The following is a 16192-nucleotide window of genomic DNA, read 5'->3' as shown; positions in this document are numbered from 1 at the left end:
ATACGTTAGTGCATAATTGCCAACGTATCATCTGTTAGAATTGGTGCTACGTAGCAAAAGTACTACGTGTCTGTATCAGTTTCAGTCTAATTTCATCCAAAGCCATTTTGAGGTCACCAGCAATACCGAGAACAAAAGTAAAAGAAAGATGACCCAGGGATTTGGAAGGAAGGATTTCCAGGGAATGGTAGACTTTGGTGAAGCCATCGGTTAGCGCCCTCCCAGCGGAATCAGGTAGCCAACGGATACCATCAGGTTTTGGGGATTCAGTTTATCGCCATTCTCATTGGTGGAAAATAGATAGTTGTACCGGGCTTCCAGTTGAACCGCTCCCGGACCCGCTTGCATTGAAACCCCTGCCCCGCCGGTGGCTCCGAACGAAAAACGGCCCGTACCCGTCAAATCGATCTCCTGCGAACCCGATTGCCCAGATTCCATAAACGAAGCCGTACCGTTCATTGTATAAGTTGCCATCGGTCCCGCATTGACGAAGAACCGAAGGTTTGGCTGACCGAAAGAGGCTTTCAGCAGCAGGGGAACCTCCAGAAGACTGTATTTCAGTTGGATGTAATCACTGCCCAAATTCAGCCGAGTGCCGTATTGACTGTACAGAATTTCGGGCTGTATGGAAAAAGATGGTCCACCAATATTGAACATGACACCCGTATGAAAACCCGTAACGCGAGCAAACTGAACGCCAGATCCCAACGCTGAAACATCCATACCGGTTATTTTTGATGAGTTAACACCGGCGCGAAATCCAATCCGGAATCGGCTCTCTGCAGCGGGTGCATGAACGACTCTAGGGGGTATTTGTTGCGGGTGCGAAACTTTAGAGACGGGCGTTGCCGCTGGCTGAACGATCGCCATTGCTGGCGCTGGTGTTGCCGCCGGACGTTGAGTATAGGTGACAGATGAAGCCACTTTTTTTGCCGGACTCGTGGTTGTTCGGGCAGCGGGCGCAACCGATTTACGGGCGGCTGGCTTGGTTTGCGCCTGAAGGTTGGCTGAATTAACCAACGTAGCGGTCATAATGCTTATGAAGTAGATAACTGACTTTTTCATGAGAATGGTTATTGATTTTTCGTGAATTGAGTTGATTAAAAATTGATTGATTTGATGAAACAAAGTTCGGCTCAACCGACCTCCTCAATCATCAGCAGATGTTCGTAATCTGACTACGCAGATCTGCGTATTTTGCTGATTTTCTGCCAACTTTACGTGTCGATTCCTTCCGTAAACTCCTATGAAAAAGCTGCTTATCTGCCTGTTCCTATCGAGCAGTTTGTTCGCCCAAACCAAAACCGATAGTCTGGAAAAAGTGCTGTTGACAACGCCCGCATCGCAGCGTCCCAAAACCCTGCGGGAACTGTGTAATGCGTATTTGTCAACCGACATACGAAAAGGAATTTTCTATGGGCGAAAAGCATTAACCGAGGCCGAAAAACTGGCCGACGAAGAGGCTATCATGCGTTGTAATCTGGCGCTAAATCGGGCATATGTGTTTTACGGCAATAGTGATAGCATAAAGTATTTTTCTCAAAAAGCGCTGCCATTAGCTATTAAACTCAAAAACGACTCCTCTACGTCACGGGCCTACATGGGATTAGGAAATGCGGAGTTTTACAAAGGAAATTTTGAGAGCGCACTCGGCTATTATTTACAGGGGATTCCGCCTGCCGAGAAAGCTAATGACCTTTTTCAAGCTTATAGTTTACAAAACAACGTAGGAACCGTCAACATGAGATTGGGGCGCAGGTCGGAAGCAGAAAAGAGTTTTTTGCAGGTAGCCAACTACTTCTCTACCCATAAACTTCCCAAACCGAGCGATATTGTGAGTCTGGGCTATGTGTACACTAACCTGGCTACGATCTGTTATATATCTAATCGCTACAAAGAAGCCCTGGATTATGCCAATAAAGCCGTACGTATCGGCCAGCAGCAGCAAAACGGTCACCTATTGGCGCGTTCCTATGCCGAACAGGGAAATGCCTATCAGAAATCTGACCGGCCCGATGAGGCTTTAGCCGCATTTCTAAAAGCTTGTCGGGCCGCCCGTGAGGTGGGTGATGAGTCCGCGCTCATTGTGCCGAGTGCGGGTGCGGGCAGTATTTTTCAGGTAAAAAACCAGTTGGATTCTGCCACGAAGTATATCGATCAGGCCCTGGCTGTCGCCAAGAAGTTCAACGACAAAAATTATTTAGCTGAGATTTACCAACTGCAAGTACAATTGGTATCGGCCAAGCGGGAGTATAAAAACCTGAACCTCTATGAAGAACTAGCCCGAACGTATCGGGATTCGGTGAACAACGAAACCATTGCTGAGAAAATCTCAGAAACGCAGGTAAAATACGAGACGGCAAAGAAAGAAAAGGAATTACTTGAGCAACGTGAACAGAATTTTCGCCAGCGTACGTGGCTTATTACATTAGCTCTCAGCCTATTGGCTTTACTCCTATTGGGTTATTTATACTACAGCCGTTCACGGCTCAAACAGAAAGCGCTATTGGACGCGGCCGTTATTCGGGAGCAGCAGTTGGGCTTGAATGCAGTTATTGAAGCGCAGGAAGCCGAGCGCCGACGTATCGCCAAAGATCTTCACGACGGAATTGCCCAGGAACTGGTTGCGCTCAAACTGGGGTTTAACGTATTACAGAACAGACTCGGCAACGTAGCACCCGCCGAAGCTCAGCGACTGGAGGACTTATCGTCGCAATTAAATGACTCGTGTACGGAAGTCCGCAACATCGCGCACGTAATGATGCCGCCCACCTTAGAACAGCATGGCTTAGTGCCCAGTCTGGAAATGCTGCTACGTAACAGCCTTGAGCCGGTGGGCTTACAAACTGAATTCGACCATTTTAATTTGCCAACGCGCCTAAATGAAAAAACGGAACTGGGTTTATACCGCATTGCTCAGGAATTGCTCAACAACGTACTGAAACACGCCCAGGCGGATAAAGTAATTCTGCAATTGTATCAGGCGGGGAACAACCTGATTATGCGGATCGAAGACAATGGCAAGAGCTTTGACTTCGACGAAGCAAAGCGCAGAGGCAGCATGGGATTACTGAATATTTTGAGTAGAGTTAGTACGTTAAGCGGTACGTACACCTCCGAAAAGGGCGAACCTACAGGAACAGTTGCAACGGTACGTATACCGGTTGATTAACGAATACATCAATTAACGTTTTGCTGGCGCCAGCAATTCAGCAAGTTAGCCCACCAATTTCTGCTGGATGGCAAACCGCACGAGCCCAACAATTCCGTTGACGTTGAGTTTCTGGATGAGGTTATTGCGGTGCGTATCGACCGTTCGGGGAGAGATGAATAACTTTTCGCCGATTTCGGTGCTGGAATATCCTTCGGCCACGAGTTTCAGGATTTCAACTTCCCGCTCCGAAAGCTGAGTTAGGAGGGAGTTGGTTGGTTGCTGGGACGTATTGAGTAGAATTGAAGCCACTTCACTGGTAAAATACGTACCGCCTTCCGCCACTCGTCGAATGGCCTCGCTAAGTTCTGTTTGCGAGGCATTCTTGAACAAAAAACCTTTGGCTCCCTTCCCAACGGCAGCCTGAATAACTTCTCTGACGTTGAGCATGGTGAGCATAATAATACTCACGCCTAGGAAATCCCGACTGATTTGCTCCGTTGCCGAAATACCGTCCAGCATGGGCATCTCCACATCCATCAGAACCACCTGAGCGTGTTTGCCACTTCGCAATAAGTCGATCACCTCCTGCCCATTGCTCGCTTCACCAACCACCTCGACAAAATCCAGGCTTTCCAGCAGCGACCGAAATCCACGTCGGACCAACTGGTGATCATCAGCGAGAATAAGTTTAATCATAGTTCAGCAACCGGAGTTTGCATCGAGTGCGCCAACCTTATTTGCGCTACAGCGTCTCCGCCCGGCCTAAGCAAGGTATTAAAAAAACGCATTCGTATCCAACAGATTAGCTATAGGGAAGCCTTAAACATTATCTGTGCTTTTCAGTGCCCAGAAGACCAGCACGGGTTGGAAAAACAATCGAACAAACCGTTTTAGGTCGGTATCTAAACCAGGCATACTACGTCTCTTAACGTACTGAGAAATATTACCCGGAAAAACAGCCGTGAAAAATGCAGCCGCTACTTTTCCAATCGTTTTTTGGTGCTCCTCATCGGTTAAAATCAACGTACTGCCCAATGCGATTTCGACGATACCGGAATAAACTACGGTATCATCTTTCTTCAATGGAATCGGGTCTGGGACCTGCGCCTGAAACTCTCTGCGGGCAAATGTCAGGTGTCCGATCCCCGCTAAAATCAGCGACCCGCCCAATAAAATCCGGGCAGCTTTTTTTATGTTTTCCTGATTGATCATAATGTTTCTTTCAAGTCTGTATGTACTGAATACTAATAGTCTATCAATCTATTTTGTTTTTGAACGAGTGTTTTTCTCGCTTGTGGACCCCATTTAAACTGTTCGGGACAGACGAAATTGATATGTCACACAGAGCTGTTGATACTATTTACCATAAACTTTATGTTACTATTAATAAAAAATAATTACCATTTAGTGTGTATCTCTAGCAAATAATTACTATCTTCATACTCTTATCATTTATGGGTTAGTGTCCCCGCTCTGGCCGCTTGGCTGTGCGGGGCATCTTTAATGGGCTGATTTTTAGGTTCAATGAGGGAGTTTTATTTGCCAGAACACACCTAAAAATCAGGCCGTTATCGCATAAGTATGGGCGGGATGATTATCCTGATTTATTGCATAATTCTTCGTCCACTAAACCTGATGTGATTTCATGAAGTTATATAGGCACACCACCTCACCGGGCATGATTACAAGCATCAACGAATTTCCCACCCGCCAACAGCAAGTTTTACAATATCTCCTTACACAGCCCAACTACGTAACGACGCCAGCCGTATTGATGGAAAACATAAGTGGCCCCACCGGCGAGGTCATTAAGGCCATCTGGGAACTTATGCGAGTAGGACACGTTTGTCAGATTCCCTCAGAAGACAATTTCGTACAACTCAGATTGAGCGATGAAATGGCGGGGCGCCTTTTAGTCATTACCAAACAGGAGCAGGCCTTTTATCGATACATAGGCAATACAAAATATTGACCCGCAGGGGCATTTAAATGACAGTTCAGCCTCTTTTTCTGACACTTCATCCAGCTTACTAATGGGCTTGAGTCGCCGAGCGCCTAGTTTCGTCCGTCAACTGACAAACGAAACAACCAAATACGCTCAATGGACACGATTCAATTACCCCACTTTACCACGAAACGCTCGATTCCGATTGCCGCCATCGAATACCTTGAGGCTATGGGCAACTACACTACTTTATACGTAGTGGGCCAAAAGCCGTTGCTGGTCGCCATTACGCTCAAACGGCTGGAAGAACGATTACCCAACTTTCTGCGAATTCATAAAGGCACACTGGTGAATCCGGCACACATTATAGCGTATCGATACCGCTACGTGGAAAGTCCCTTTGTTGAACTTTCTGAATCGAGGCAGCTTTCCATTTCCCGCCGTCAGACCCGCCGTCTGCGTCCTCAGCTGGCCAGCCATAACCGAGCGTTAGCAGCTTTGCCAATTGCCTAACCAGACCTACCATTTTTTGTCTGATTAGCAAAAACATTTTGCATTATCCCTAACAATTTGCATTAAACTACCGTTTAATCAATTAACGCCTGACTTTAGTGCAGGCTTTGCATATTGCGTCGTGGCAGCTCACCTCAGCCGCACAGCCTTCAAAGTTGAGGTGACCCCCGTAGCACTGTTCATGCCTGTTCGGTGTCGGGGGTTTTTATTTTTACGGCCTTTCCGATATATCTCAACATCGTATTTATGTCCTACAGCGGTGTTACTTGCCGACTACGTAACACCACTCTTTTTACCCCGAAAGTATCCCGGCTGTTTATTTTTGACGTCGATTCAAGGGGCATACACAACATAATTTTCGCTACGTAGTTTATTTCATCTGACATAACTGTCTTCCACCAGGTGAACACTACGTTTATTTCGATTAGTTTACTATCAATCGGGTTACTGATAACCACCGAGGCAGCGATGGCCCAAACCCGCCCTACCCAACGTCGACGATTTTTGGGGCTTGGACGTAGCCGCGAAGAGGTTATGCAGCGACGCGAAAAACGGGAAAAACCTGAACAGCCCTGTATTTATTTCCCGCAGGCACCTCAACCCGGCGAATGGCGTAGATCGGTAGGGTTAGTTTTTACGGCTACTCCACCCGAAATAACCGAAGAAGTTCGCGTTTCAGTACCGGCTATTGACTTGAATCTTCAGCGCGGCCTGACGAAAAACCTTTACGTAGTGGGCCGTCTGCAAACGCAGTTTATACAGAATAGCCTGAATCTGGGACTACGCTATGCCATGCCGCTTTCTGAGAAATGGTTCGTATCGGCTGGCTACGATATAAACGGCTGGATGGGCGTTCTGAAAATAAGGGATGTATTTGATGCTCAGGCGTATGGCGTATCGAACTATCCGAACGTATCGGTAGGTTACCGACTCACCCGCACCCTTCAGTTAATGGCACGTACCGAAGCCATTTTTGATTTTTATTACCATTCACAGGTAGGTAGCCTGTCTGTCGATTACCACCGCCCCCAACTGAGCGGAGTAGCTTTTGCGTTTGCCCTCGAACAGCCTTTCTATAAAAAACAGCACGTAACATTAGGCATACGAGCAGCTTATTCCCGATTCAACTGGCAATTCTGGTCGTTGTACGAGACCTTCGACCGCCCATTATTTTACCCGCAACTTTTTTTCGGCTTTATTTTATGAAACTCTATCCTATTTGGCTGATTAGTCTGGCGTGGCTACTGGTCGTAGGATGCCGACAGATTTATGAAGCTCCCGTACCTTACACTGGGCCGGATATTCCAGGAGCCGGAAAATTCACTACGTCGATTCGGCAATCAATGGAAGGCGTTTATAGTGTTACCGATGGCTCCGACCGATTTGGCGATCAGATGGTTGTGAAGTGGACGTATCTGCGCGAAGGAAACGACACTACGTATTACCTCTCCATGTTCGCCGGTACCGATGCTACGTATTTTTCGCTGGCAGGTCAGCCACAAGTCGATAGTTTAGCGCTGGCGGGTTATTGGCGAAAATTGTCCAATACGGAGACCGGACTGGCGGAGTTTGCTGTGCAGATGAAGCATAATGGGCAACTTCAGAATTATGCAGGACGATTAGCCACTGGTGATACGTTGGTGATTTCAGGTCTGTATAACGATGATAAAGCGAAGCCCACCCGTCGACTGACGTTAACCTATAATCGGCCTCTTAATCCTGAGCCCTTCGCCATTCTGGCGCACCGCAGCGGTGGACGAACGTCTGACTTATTGCCTTCGTCGGAAAATTCGGTTGAGATTATCAAACTGGCATCACGACTGGGCGCAACGGGTATTGAAATAGACGTACGTTATACAAAAGACGGCGTTCCTATCTTATATCACGACAATAATCTGAATTTGCGATTGATCCAAAAAAATGGATTGAACGGCCCTATTGAGGATTATACGTACAAACAATTGACAAATCTGGTTCGCCTGATAAACGGTGAAAAAATACCAACGCTGGAAGAAGCGCTGGAAGCGGTTGTTGTCAATACGCCCCTATCGTTCGTCTGGCTCGATACAAAGTATATTGGTCCAATGGCGCCTATTCAGGCCATTCAGCGGAAGTATCGGGAACGAGCCGCGCAACTTGGTCGTAATGTGCAGATTGTCATTGGTATACCCAGCACCGAAGCGCTGGCTTCGTATGAGGCCCTAGCCGACAAAACTAATACGCCTATTCTTTCGGAACTTGACACTGCCATAACCCGTACTACGTTGAATTCGCCAATCTGGGCACCCCGCTGGACACTCGGCCCGCAAATCGACGAAGTTCGAGCGATGCAAAAAGAGGGTAGAACTGTTTTCGTCTGGACGCTCGATGAACCCCAATTTATTCGGGAGTTCATCAACGAAAGCCGATTCGATGGTATTTTATCGAATTATTCAACACTGGTTGCGTATCACCATTACACCAAGCAATAAAACCGATGCAACCTCGCATTCGTATACTATATTGGTTGATTGCCTGGCTCTTCGGCTCTTTGGGAGCGCGGGCACAGCAATCAGAAATTGACTCACTATTAAGTCAGCGGGGGCCATATGCCATTGTCGTTACGGCCGGAACGGGCTTGTCTTACTATTCAACGCATCTTGGCGTACCTCCTACGCTGGAAGCGGCCCGGGTTAGTCGATTCGGCTTTCCGGGAACGATTCGGGTTATGTGGTATCCTGACCATCGGCTGCGGGTAGGATTGGAAACAGGCTGGACAACACTATATAGCTACCGGGGTTTTATAGCAGGCGAGCGTTCGCAGGTTTACGTATCGACCACACCCATTTTGCTCATGTTTGCCATGCCGCTGGGCTGGCTGACGGGTACCGAACGTAGCTTTGCCCGCCGAATGTCGATTATGGGCGGAACCGGCGTTTATATAGTACGTTCGCGATTGAACTATGGAAATATCGTTAATGCCAGTACGTACAGCACGGGCTGGATGGCCGGTGCTTCGTATGCGCAACCCGTTGGTCGGCGTTTTCGGGCAGCGGTTGAATTAAAATGGTATGATGCTGTTGCCAGCGAAAATGCCGCTTTTGTTGCCGAAGTTCACCTGGTATGGCGCGCTTTTTCGTGGTAAAGCGTCGTTCTGATTGAAGACGTATTATGGAAAACACAGAAGAACACAGATCGATTTTATTTTTGAGCGATACCCAGGCGCCTATGTTTGTCGAGCGTCTGGTGCTACGTGCCCATCAGAACAAAAAGGCAACCCAAATCATTTTTGCCGAAATCCTGCGTATTCGTCCTGCCGTACTGTACTGGCTGGGCGACATCGTTTCGCTAGGATACCGCAACAATAAGTGGCGTATCATCGACCAGTTTTTGCTGAAATGCACCGAGGTACGTACCGCCGTGTATGCGCTTATGGGTAATCACGACGTAATGGGCCGTCCGAAGAAAGGAGCACGCAACTTCCAGAAACGCTTTCCAGATCACATTCCGACAGGCTACGTCAAAACTACCGATCGGATTGCAGTGGTTATGCTCAACTCAAATTTTGGCATTCTTTCGGCTGCCGATCTGGTGAAACAGCAAACCTGGTATGAACAAACGCTGGAAGAACTCGATAACGATTCGGCCGTAGACGTAGTGATTGTTACGTGTCACCACGCCCCTTACTCAAATAGCAAGCTGGTCGGTTCGTCGAAACTGGTACAGCAACGGTTCGTTCCGCCTTACCTGAAGTCGCAGAAGGCAAAACTATTCATTACAGGTCATTCGCACGCGTTCGAGCGCTACGAATTCGACGGCAAAACGTTTCTGATTATCGGGGGCGGGGGTGGCTTACGGCAGCCGCTCAATACGTCAGCCAACCGACTTCCTGATTTAGCCGCCGACTACAAACCGCTGTTTCACTATCTGTCCGTCCAGCGAAAAGGCAATGGCCTTGACTTAACTTCTTTTTGCCTGAAAAACGATTTCTCAGGGTTTTCGGAAGGTTATCATTTCGAGATTCCCGCTGAGATTGAAGAGGTTCCAGAGCCTTCATGAGGACGTAGTATTACTGTTTTTGTCATCCTGACGAAGGAAGGATCTTAAAGTATCCTAACACACGGATAAGGAAACGTTAAGATCCTTCCTTCGTCAGGATGACAAAAATTGACTACCCATACTTCACATTAACATCACTCCTCCGCTACGTTCCCAGCACCTAATTCGGCAAGCAGCGTTTGCCAGTACTGCGTGACAGCCGGATTATTTTCTTTAACGGCTGCGTTCGGCTCGAAGGGCAAAATCATCGTGATTTCGGGGCTGCCGATGGTGTATCGTTTGAGTTGCCTGGCATCGGCCTTAGCCCATTCATCGGCTTGGGCGTTGTCTTTAGGGGGAGTTACCTGAAAATCGCGCCGAGTGGCGCCTTTTACGCTCTCAATCATGTCGCTGAGGTAATACACTTTTACAGTCGCACCCGTTTCGTTCGCTCGCGCAATCACTGGCAGGCTAGCCCAGATGTCGGTTTCCTGATTCGATGCGCCGTCATTCTGCGTCATCAATTGTTGTAACACTCGCTGCCGGATTTGCCCTTTTTCACGCGTCAGCGAGAGGTTAAATTCAGTTTCGGCGGCTTCGCGGTCGGTAGGGCTGGCTGCTGATACGTCCTCCATTTCGGAACGTACCGTCAGGTTCAGGGCGCGCGCTTTGGACGTATTTTCATGGATGAAATAAACGTCCAATTTATCGCCTTTCTGCCGGATGTTCTGCTCGATGATATCAGTTATAGCCTGCTGATATTTCTGAGCTACAAACGACTTATTCACGTTCACGCTACGTGTTTTATCCAGAAAAATCAACGTGTAAACCGGTTCTTCCGAACGTACCGGTTTATCTTTTTCCGACGAACAGGCAACTGCCCAAAAAGTAAGTATGCAAATGATGATTAGTCGATTCATTACGTATTTGTAACGAGTACTACCGGAGTTCTTTTCACAACGTAGCAGCACCGCCGTTCTTTTTTGTGAATGATTAGTTATGCAACGTACTGTCCGAACGGACTTTACGATTCTGTTTATCCGTCTGAACTGTATTTACTAAAACGGCTCGAGAGGTCAGAAGGTTATCTTGCGTTCGATACTCTTCTTCCCAACCGACAATTTTGTGCGGAAATTTGCCCTCAAAAACAAAGACCATCGTGCGGTCATCCGTCGGGTATTCGAGAATGTACGATTTCAAAAACTTACCCGGATAAAGAACGCCTTCATAATCAGCCAACGTGGCTTTTGCAGGCAACGTTTTTAAAGGAATGTTACGTAGCTGTGTGATGGCCGTTCCCGGAATAAGCTGGATTTCACCAGTCGGTAATTTGTCGGGCTCCAGCCGGATCCGGTTCCAGAGTTCATCTTCAAGCCGGGTTTTGACTAAGGATTGGGGTTGGTCAGCTTCTTTCGTATCTGATGGCTGAGTTTGCACCTGATAGGCGTTGTCGCGGTACGTTAGTTGCTGATGACCATACCCTTCCCAAAGTTGTTTCGACGTATTGACAACCAACGTATTAGGAAAAATTGGATTATGAACTGGCGTCAAAACGGACGTAACAAATGACCCATCCGATGTACCCCTTCCAAATCGCCGGGTCAGATTTGACTTCAGCGTTAGTATCGCGTTTTCGTCGTTATCAGCGGGAGAAAGTGTATTGGGCAGAATGCTTTCTACTGTGAAAACCAACGTAGCTTCACCGGCATTCAGTACGCCTTTATAGGCTTGCTCGAGACGATACGTATTGACTTCCAAAAGATTACCTGCCCAATACGCGCCTTCTTCCGCATTCCAGCCGAAATCCAGTTGTAGCGTTGCCGGCTGGCTTGGTGGTGGCTTGGGATTTTGAAAAATGGTAGCCTTCATCGCAAAAGCAATAACTACGGCCAGCAACAGTACAAAAAGCAGGAAGTATCTGGTTACAAATTGTTTCATGGAGGTTAGTCCAAAGGCTGTTCGTACGCAAAATTCCGGCAGATTCGCTTATCTTACAACTGTTTATCGAAAACGATTTGCCAATCATGATACAACCTTCTACGCGGCTTCTACTTCTTCTTTATTTTGCCTTATTCATCGTTCGTTCTGTTTCAGCACAGGTTGAGAAAGCACCAGCCCGGCACGAAGGTGATGGGCCTTTCGGTAATCTCATTATTAGGGGTGTTACGTTGGTAAACAGCACAGGTGCTCCGCCGGTTGGGCCCGTCGATATTGTGGTCGAGAAAAACCGCATTGCGCAAATCAGACAAGTCGGTTTTCCGGGTGTTCCGATTGATGCCAAAAATCGTCCGAAAGCCGATCCCGGTGACAAAGAACTGAACTGCGAAGGCATGTATCTGATGCCCGGTTTTATCGACATGCATGGGCACATTGGTGGGCAGGCGCAGGGTGCGAATGCCGAATACGTATTCAAACTCTGGCTTGGCCACGGCATCACGACCATCCGCGACCCATCGTGCGGAAACGGACTTGACTGGGTACTGGAACATCGCGCCAAAAGTGAACGTAACGAAATTACCGCACCACGTATCAAAGCGTATACGGTTTTTGGACAAGGCGCTAAAGAACCCATCAGTACGCCCGAACAGGCACGGGCGTGGGTTCAACTGAACGCTAAACGAGGTGCCGATGGCATTAAATTTTTCGGTGCTGAACCTGCCATTTTTCGGGCCGCACTGGAAGAAAATAAAAAACTTGGTTTGCGGTCGGCCTGCCACCACGCTCAGTTGGAAGTGGCCCGAATGAACGCGCTGGCAACAGCTAAAGCTGGTCTGACTTCGCTGGAGCATTGGTACGGCCTGCCCGAAGCTCTTTTTGATGATAAAACCGTTCAGAACTATCCTGCTACGTATAATTACAACAACGAGCAGAATCGGTTCGAAGAAGCCGGAAACCTCTGGCAACAAGCCGCCAAACCCGGCTCCGAACGCTGGAATAAGGTGTTGGATGAACTTATCGCGCTCGATTTCACCCTCGACCCGACATTCAATATTTACGAAGCCAATCGCGAGTTGATGCTGGCCCGCCGAGCCGAATGGCACGACGAATATACGATGCCGAGTCTATGGCGTTTTTACGGCCCTAGCCGGATTTCGCACGGTTCGTACTGGCACAACTGGGGCACGGAGCAGGAAGTGGCGTGGAAGAAAAATTATCTACTCTGGATGGAGTTTATCAACGAATACAAAAACCGGGGTGGTCGCGTTACGACGGGTTCGGACTCCGGCTTTATTTACCAGCTCTACGGTTTCGCCTACATCCGCGAACTGGAGTTGCTACGTGAAGCGGGCTTCCATCCGCTTGAAGTGATACGTGCTGCTACGTTGAAAGGTGCTGAAGCTCTCGGCATGGCCGATCAGATTGGCTCTGTAGAAGTCGGCAAACTCGCTGATTTCGTGATTGTTGACCAAAATCCACTGGCGAATCTGAAAGTGCTGTATGGAACAGGGGCCATTCACCTCAACGACAAAAACGAAGTCGAGCGTGTGGGTGGCGTTACGTATACGGTGAAAGATGGCGTGGTTTACGACGCAAAAAAACTGCTGGCCGACGTTCGGAAGTTAGTAGCCGATGCAAAAACTAAAGAAAACTTCGAGATTACGCAGCCCGGTATGCCAACCAAAGCTGGAAAAGTAGGCGGTGGCAAGAACTAACATTAACGTACTGACCGCATCACTTCACCTAACTAGTTGGCTCCAGCTGAGTATCCTTGATACATGTGAGGGATAGTTTTACTTGACGACGTTCAGAAATAGTAACAACCTCACCTGCTTAAAAACACAAAGCCGAGTCTAAGCCCGGCTTTGTTTATGCGTTCCTTTAACTATATCTTATTCCTACGGTTTCACGACTCGAATCACCTGCCGCTGGTTAGCAGTACTCACCTGTAACAGCAACACCCCGGGCTGTGAGCCTAGCTCCAGCATCACCTGTTCCATTCCAGCGGCTCGCTCCAGGTGCTTCTGTTGTAAACGACGCCCTTTTTGATCCACCAACTCAATGCCGACCCGTTGGCCTTCTACACCATTGATTTCCACCTTCAGCTTCTGGTTTTCGACCGGATTACCCAGCACCCGAACCTGCAAGCCCGTTCCAGCTTCTCCTACGCCCACTCGTGCAGGCACATTGCAGAACGCCAGCCAGTTATAGGCATAAGTCGTCGACGTACCGCCCTGCTGCGCCCGTAGCGAGATTACCGGATTGTCGATATAGAGGTTTAATTGATATGGCCCCGGAGTCATAGTAGGCAACATTTCATTAACCACCGAGAAACTGATGAGGCTACCATTAGAGCCGCTGTATTGAGGAGTAAACGTGATCCGACGCTGAACTGGACTCAGCACCTCACAGCTTACCGTACTCACTCCAACAAAGGCAAAACTAGCTGGCTGGCAGGCAGCGAGCCAGTTGTAGACGTAACGGGCTTCAGGGTTGCCAGCCTGATTGGCGACTACAGAGACACTGGGGTTGTCACTATAAAGTGTCAGGCTATAAGGTCCGGATAAGGTTGTGGGTAACATTTCCTTAGTTACCGACAAGCTGACAGGATTACCGTTGGTGCCAGAATAAACAGGGGTAAACTGAACCTGATAGCTCCCTCGGCTGACATCAATTGTCTGACACTGGGCTGTAGTAATGGAACTGATAGCAAAGCTGCCAGGCAGAACTTGCAGAGCAACAACATTGGATGATGAGCCAGTACAACTTCCTTGTGTGCAGGTAGCTGAGATAGAATACGATCCGGGCTGAGAGAACGTATAGATGTTACCATTAGCCTGTCCTACTCCTCCGACAGGAGTCCAGTTAAGGGTACCTGAGCATCCTGTGGCGGTGACGGAGATAGGTTGACTGGCTACCAGGGGGCTGGCCGATAGGGTCGGAGTGGTTATTGGGTTAATGACGTAGTTGAGTATAGCAGGCTGTCCCAGACATTCGGTTGCAGGATTGAATTGGCGGTCGTTATTGAGATCAATGTAAGGTGTAAACGTTTCACTGATAGTTCCGGTAATAGTTGGGTTGGACAACGTATAAGGACCATAAGAGCGGCTGAAGTACTCAATGCCTACCTGTATAGCTTGCCGCTGGGTCTCAAGTGGTACACCTTGAAACACTATATTTCCATTTGAATTTAATTGTTCAATAAAGCGAATGTTAGCCGTCGGTACGTCAGCCGTCAACATACCCACCACCAGAGAGCTGCCGTTGCAAATAGTTATGAGAGCTGGTGCGGACAACGAGTTTGAGATGACGGCTGTAGTGCTGCTCGAAGCTGTATAACTAAATATAGCTGAAGGACACGTAGCAGCAAGTGGCGATGATATAGTGGGTAAACTACCTGCGTAAGTTGTAAGACCAGGCGAAAGGAATAAAAGGGTACTAAAAATGATGTAGGCTAAAGGTTTTTTCATACCGGAGCTATGATTGGTAAAAATTAATTTGAATGAAAATAGTTAATTGCAACCTACTACAAAAAGCATTTTTTGCATAAATTCTATAAAAATTCATAAAAATACACTTAACGTATTGTTTGATTTGCGCTGATTTGCCTACGAATTATCATTGGTAGAATCAGAACCCCAACACTGCTGAATAATAACGAGAAAGCGGTTTGCACGGCGTGCATGAACGTAGCAGCCACTACGGCTTTTGTCTCGGGCATTCCATACAGCATGAGCACCCGGCTCACCAAAAAGTGATACGTTCCTAAGCCACCCTGCGTCGGTACGGCCAGTCCACCCAGCGAACTAACCGTTACCACGGTCAAGGCCGCCGAAGGAGGTAGCGAAAGTGTCTGGACGGAAGTAAAAAACAAGACATACGCAATGATAAATGATAGTGTATTTCCCATCACTGTCAGCACAACAAACAATAGAGGCTGCTGCAACTGCCGAATACTGAGAAAGCCTACCTGTACGTCGCGCCCGATTCGGATTATGCGCCCAACGAACGCATATCGCTGAAGGTACTCACGTTTCCAGAGCCAGTAAAGCAAGCCGCTACAACCCGCAAGTCCTACCAACAAACCAACCATTAAAATACCGCTCGATTTTGTATGTGGTAATCGGGACGTAATGGGTGTGAGCAAACCCGTCAGGTAATTAACCATACGCGCCGACTCGAGCAGTGCAGTCAGGCATATCAGGACGACAAGCATTAATAGATCGATGACCCGTTCGGCTACTACCGACCCAATCCCTTTGGCTAGTGGAACTCCATCGGTTCGCTGAAGCGTGCCGCAGCGCGTTAGTTCGCCTGCGCCGGGAATGAGCATACTGGCAAGGGAACCAGCTAGTATAGCAATAGTACTACGGAACAATGACGGCTGGTAACCGAGAGCCTGTAGGGTAAGATTCCAGCGGGCCGCACGGGTAAGATAATAGAATCCGGTGAACAGCAGAACAACACTCAGCCACCGATAATTAGCTTGCTTAAATTGAAAAGCCAGTTCAGCCAGAGGAACATCTTTCAGTACGTACCATAACAAGCCAATAGCCAGTAAAATGGGTAATACCTGCCGCACAAACGGTTTATTCATACGGGCAAATTAGCTATTTTGAGGAAGA

At 48.1% G+C, this 16192-nt stretch carries 16 protein-coding genes; 9 read left to right on the top strand and 7 right to left on the bottom strand.

Annotation, left to right across the window (positions count from 1 at the left end; translation table 11 throughout):
- The first annotated feature begins 16 nt into the window (after positions 1-16).
- On the top strand, positions 17-214 hold the full coding sequence (locus tag IC229_RS03985) for a hypothetical protein (RefSeq protein ID WP_190885627.1): 198 nt from the start codon (positions 17-19) through the stop codon (positions 212-214).
- On the opposite strand, the gene IC229_RS03980 is transcribed toward IC229_RS03985, so the two are convergent.
- Positions 211-1065, bottom strand: coding sequence for a porin family protein (locus IC229_RS03980; protein WP_190885626.1), 855 nt, complete (start codon positions 1063-1065; stop codon positions 211-213). The genes IC229_RS03985 and IC229_RS03980 overlap by 4 nt on opposite strands.
- Before the next feature lie 181 nt (positions 1066-1246).
- Between IC229_RS03980 and IC229_RS03975 the strand changes: the two genes are divergently transcribed.
- On the top strand, positions 1247-3172 hold the full coding sequence (locus tag IC229_RS03975; RefSeq protein WP_190885625.1) for a tetratricopeptide repeat-containing sensor histidine kinase: 1926 nt from the start codon (positions 1247-1249) through the stop codon (positions 3170-3172).
- Between the two features lie 45 nt (positions 3173-3217).
- On the opposite strand, the gene IC229_RS03970 is transcribed toward IC229_RS03975, so the two are convergent.
- Both IC229_RS03970 and IC229_RS03965 read right to left on the bottom strand, forming a co-directional pair.
- Positions 3218-3850, bottom strand: a complete 633-nt coding sequence (locus IC229_RS03970; protein WP_190885624.1) for a response regulator — start codon at positions 3848-3850, stop codon at positions 3218-3220.
- A 123-nt stretch (positions 3851-3973) separates the two neighbouring features.
- Positions 3974-4366, bottom strand: coding sequence for a DoxX family protein (locus tag IC229_RS03965; protein WP_190885623.1), 393 nt, complete (start codon positions 4364-4366; stop codon positions 3974-3976).
- Positions 4367-4799: 433 nt separating this feature from the next.
- On the opposite strand from IC229_RS03965, the gene IC229_RS03960 reads away from it, so the two are divergent.
- The 6 genes from IC229_RS03960 to IC229_RS03935 all read left to right on the top strand — a co-directional run bounded on the left by IC229_RS03960 (position 4800) and on the right by IC229_RS03935 (position 9650).
- Positions 4800-5126: a hypothetical protein gene (locus IC229_RS03960; RefSeq protein WP_190885622.1), complete on the top strand. Its 327-nt coding sequence runs from the start codon at positions 4800-4802 to the stop codon at positions 5124-5126.
- Between the two features lie 129 nt (positions 5127-5255).
- Positions 5256-5612, top strand: coding sequence for a LytR/AlgR family response regulator transcription factor (locus IC229_RS03955; RefSeq protein ID WP_190885621.1), 357 nt, complete (start codon positions 5256-5258; stop codon positions 5610-5612).
- A 402-nt stretch (positions 5613-6014) separates the two neighbouring features.
- Positions 6015-6818, top strand: a complete 804-nt coding sequence (locus IC229_RS03950) for a hypothetical protein (RefSeq protein WP_317171520.1) — start codon at positions 6015-6017, stop codon at positions 6816-6818.
- Positions 6815-8083 carry a glycerophosphodiester phosphodiesterase gene (locus tag IC229_RS03945; protein WP_190885620.1) on the top strand — a complete coding sequence of 423 codons (1269 nt, stop codon included), beginning with the start codon at positions 6815-6817 and terminating at the stop codon, positions 8081-8083. The genes IC229_RS03950 and IC229_RS03945 overlap by 4 nt, the downstream gene beginning before the upstream one ends.
- Positions 8084-8088: 5 nt before the next feature.
- Complete coding sequence (locus tag IC229_RS03940; protein ID WP_190885619.1) at positions 8089-8736, top strand: hypothetical protein; 648 nt, start codon at positions 8089-8091, stop codon at positions 8734-8736.
- Between the two features lie 26 nt (positions 8737-8762).
- Positions 8763-9650 (top strand): metallophosphoesterase family protein, encoded by an 888-nt coding sequence (locus tag IC229_RS03935; protein ID WP_190885618.1) that lies wholly within the window; start codon positions 8763-8765, stop codon positions 9648-9650.
- A gap of 134 nt (positions 9651-9784) precedes the next feature.
- Here IC229_RS03935 and IC229_RS03930 read toward each other — a convergent pair whose 3' ends face one another.
- Complete coding sequence (locus IC229_RS03930; RefSeq protein WP_190885617.1) at positions 9785-10549, bottom strand: hypothetical protein; 765 nt, start codon at positions 10547-10549, stop codon at positions 9785-9787.
- Between the two features lie 73 nt (positions 10550-10622).
- A complete protein-coding gene (locus IC229_RS03925; protein WP_190885616.1) occupies positions 10623-11567 on the bottom strand; it encodes a hypothetical protein in 945 nt (314 codons plus the stop codon).
- A gap of 86 nt (positions 11568-11653) precedes the next feature.
- On the opposite strand from IC229_RS03925, the gene IC229_RS03920 reads away from it, so the two are divergent.
- Positions 11654-13282, top strand: coding sequence for an amidohydrolase family protein (locus IC229_RS03920; RefSeq protein ID WP_190885615.1), 1629 nt, complete (start codon positions 11654-11656; stop codon positions 13280-13282).
- A 183-nt stretch (positions 13283-13465) separates the two neighbouring features.
- Here IC229_RS03920 and IC229_RS03915 read toward each other — a convergent pair whose 3' ends face one another.
- Positions 13466-15037: a hypothetical protein gene (locus IC229_RS03915; protein ID WP_190885614.1), complete on the bottom strand. Its 1572-nt coding sequence runs from the start codon at positions 15035-15037 to the stop codon at positions 13466-13468.
- 107 nt (positions 15038-15144) lie between these two features.
- Positions 15145-16164, bottom strand: coding sequence for a lysylphosphatidylglycerol synthase transmembrane domain-containing protein (locus IC229_RS03910; protein ID WP_190885613.1), 1020 nt, complete (start codon positions 16162-16164; stop codon positions 15145-15147).
- Positions 16165-16192: the final 28 nt, after the last annotated feature.

It is taken from the genome of Spirosoma profusum (assembly GCF_014699005.1).
Lineage (GTDB): Bacteria > Bacteroidota > Bacteroidia > Cytophagales > Spirosomataceae > Spirosoma > Spirosoma profusum.
The sequence above is the reverse complement of the archived record's forward strand: the minus strand, read 5'-3'. Positions and strand labels throughout refer to the sequence as shown.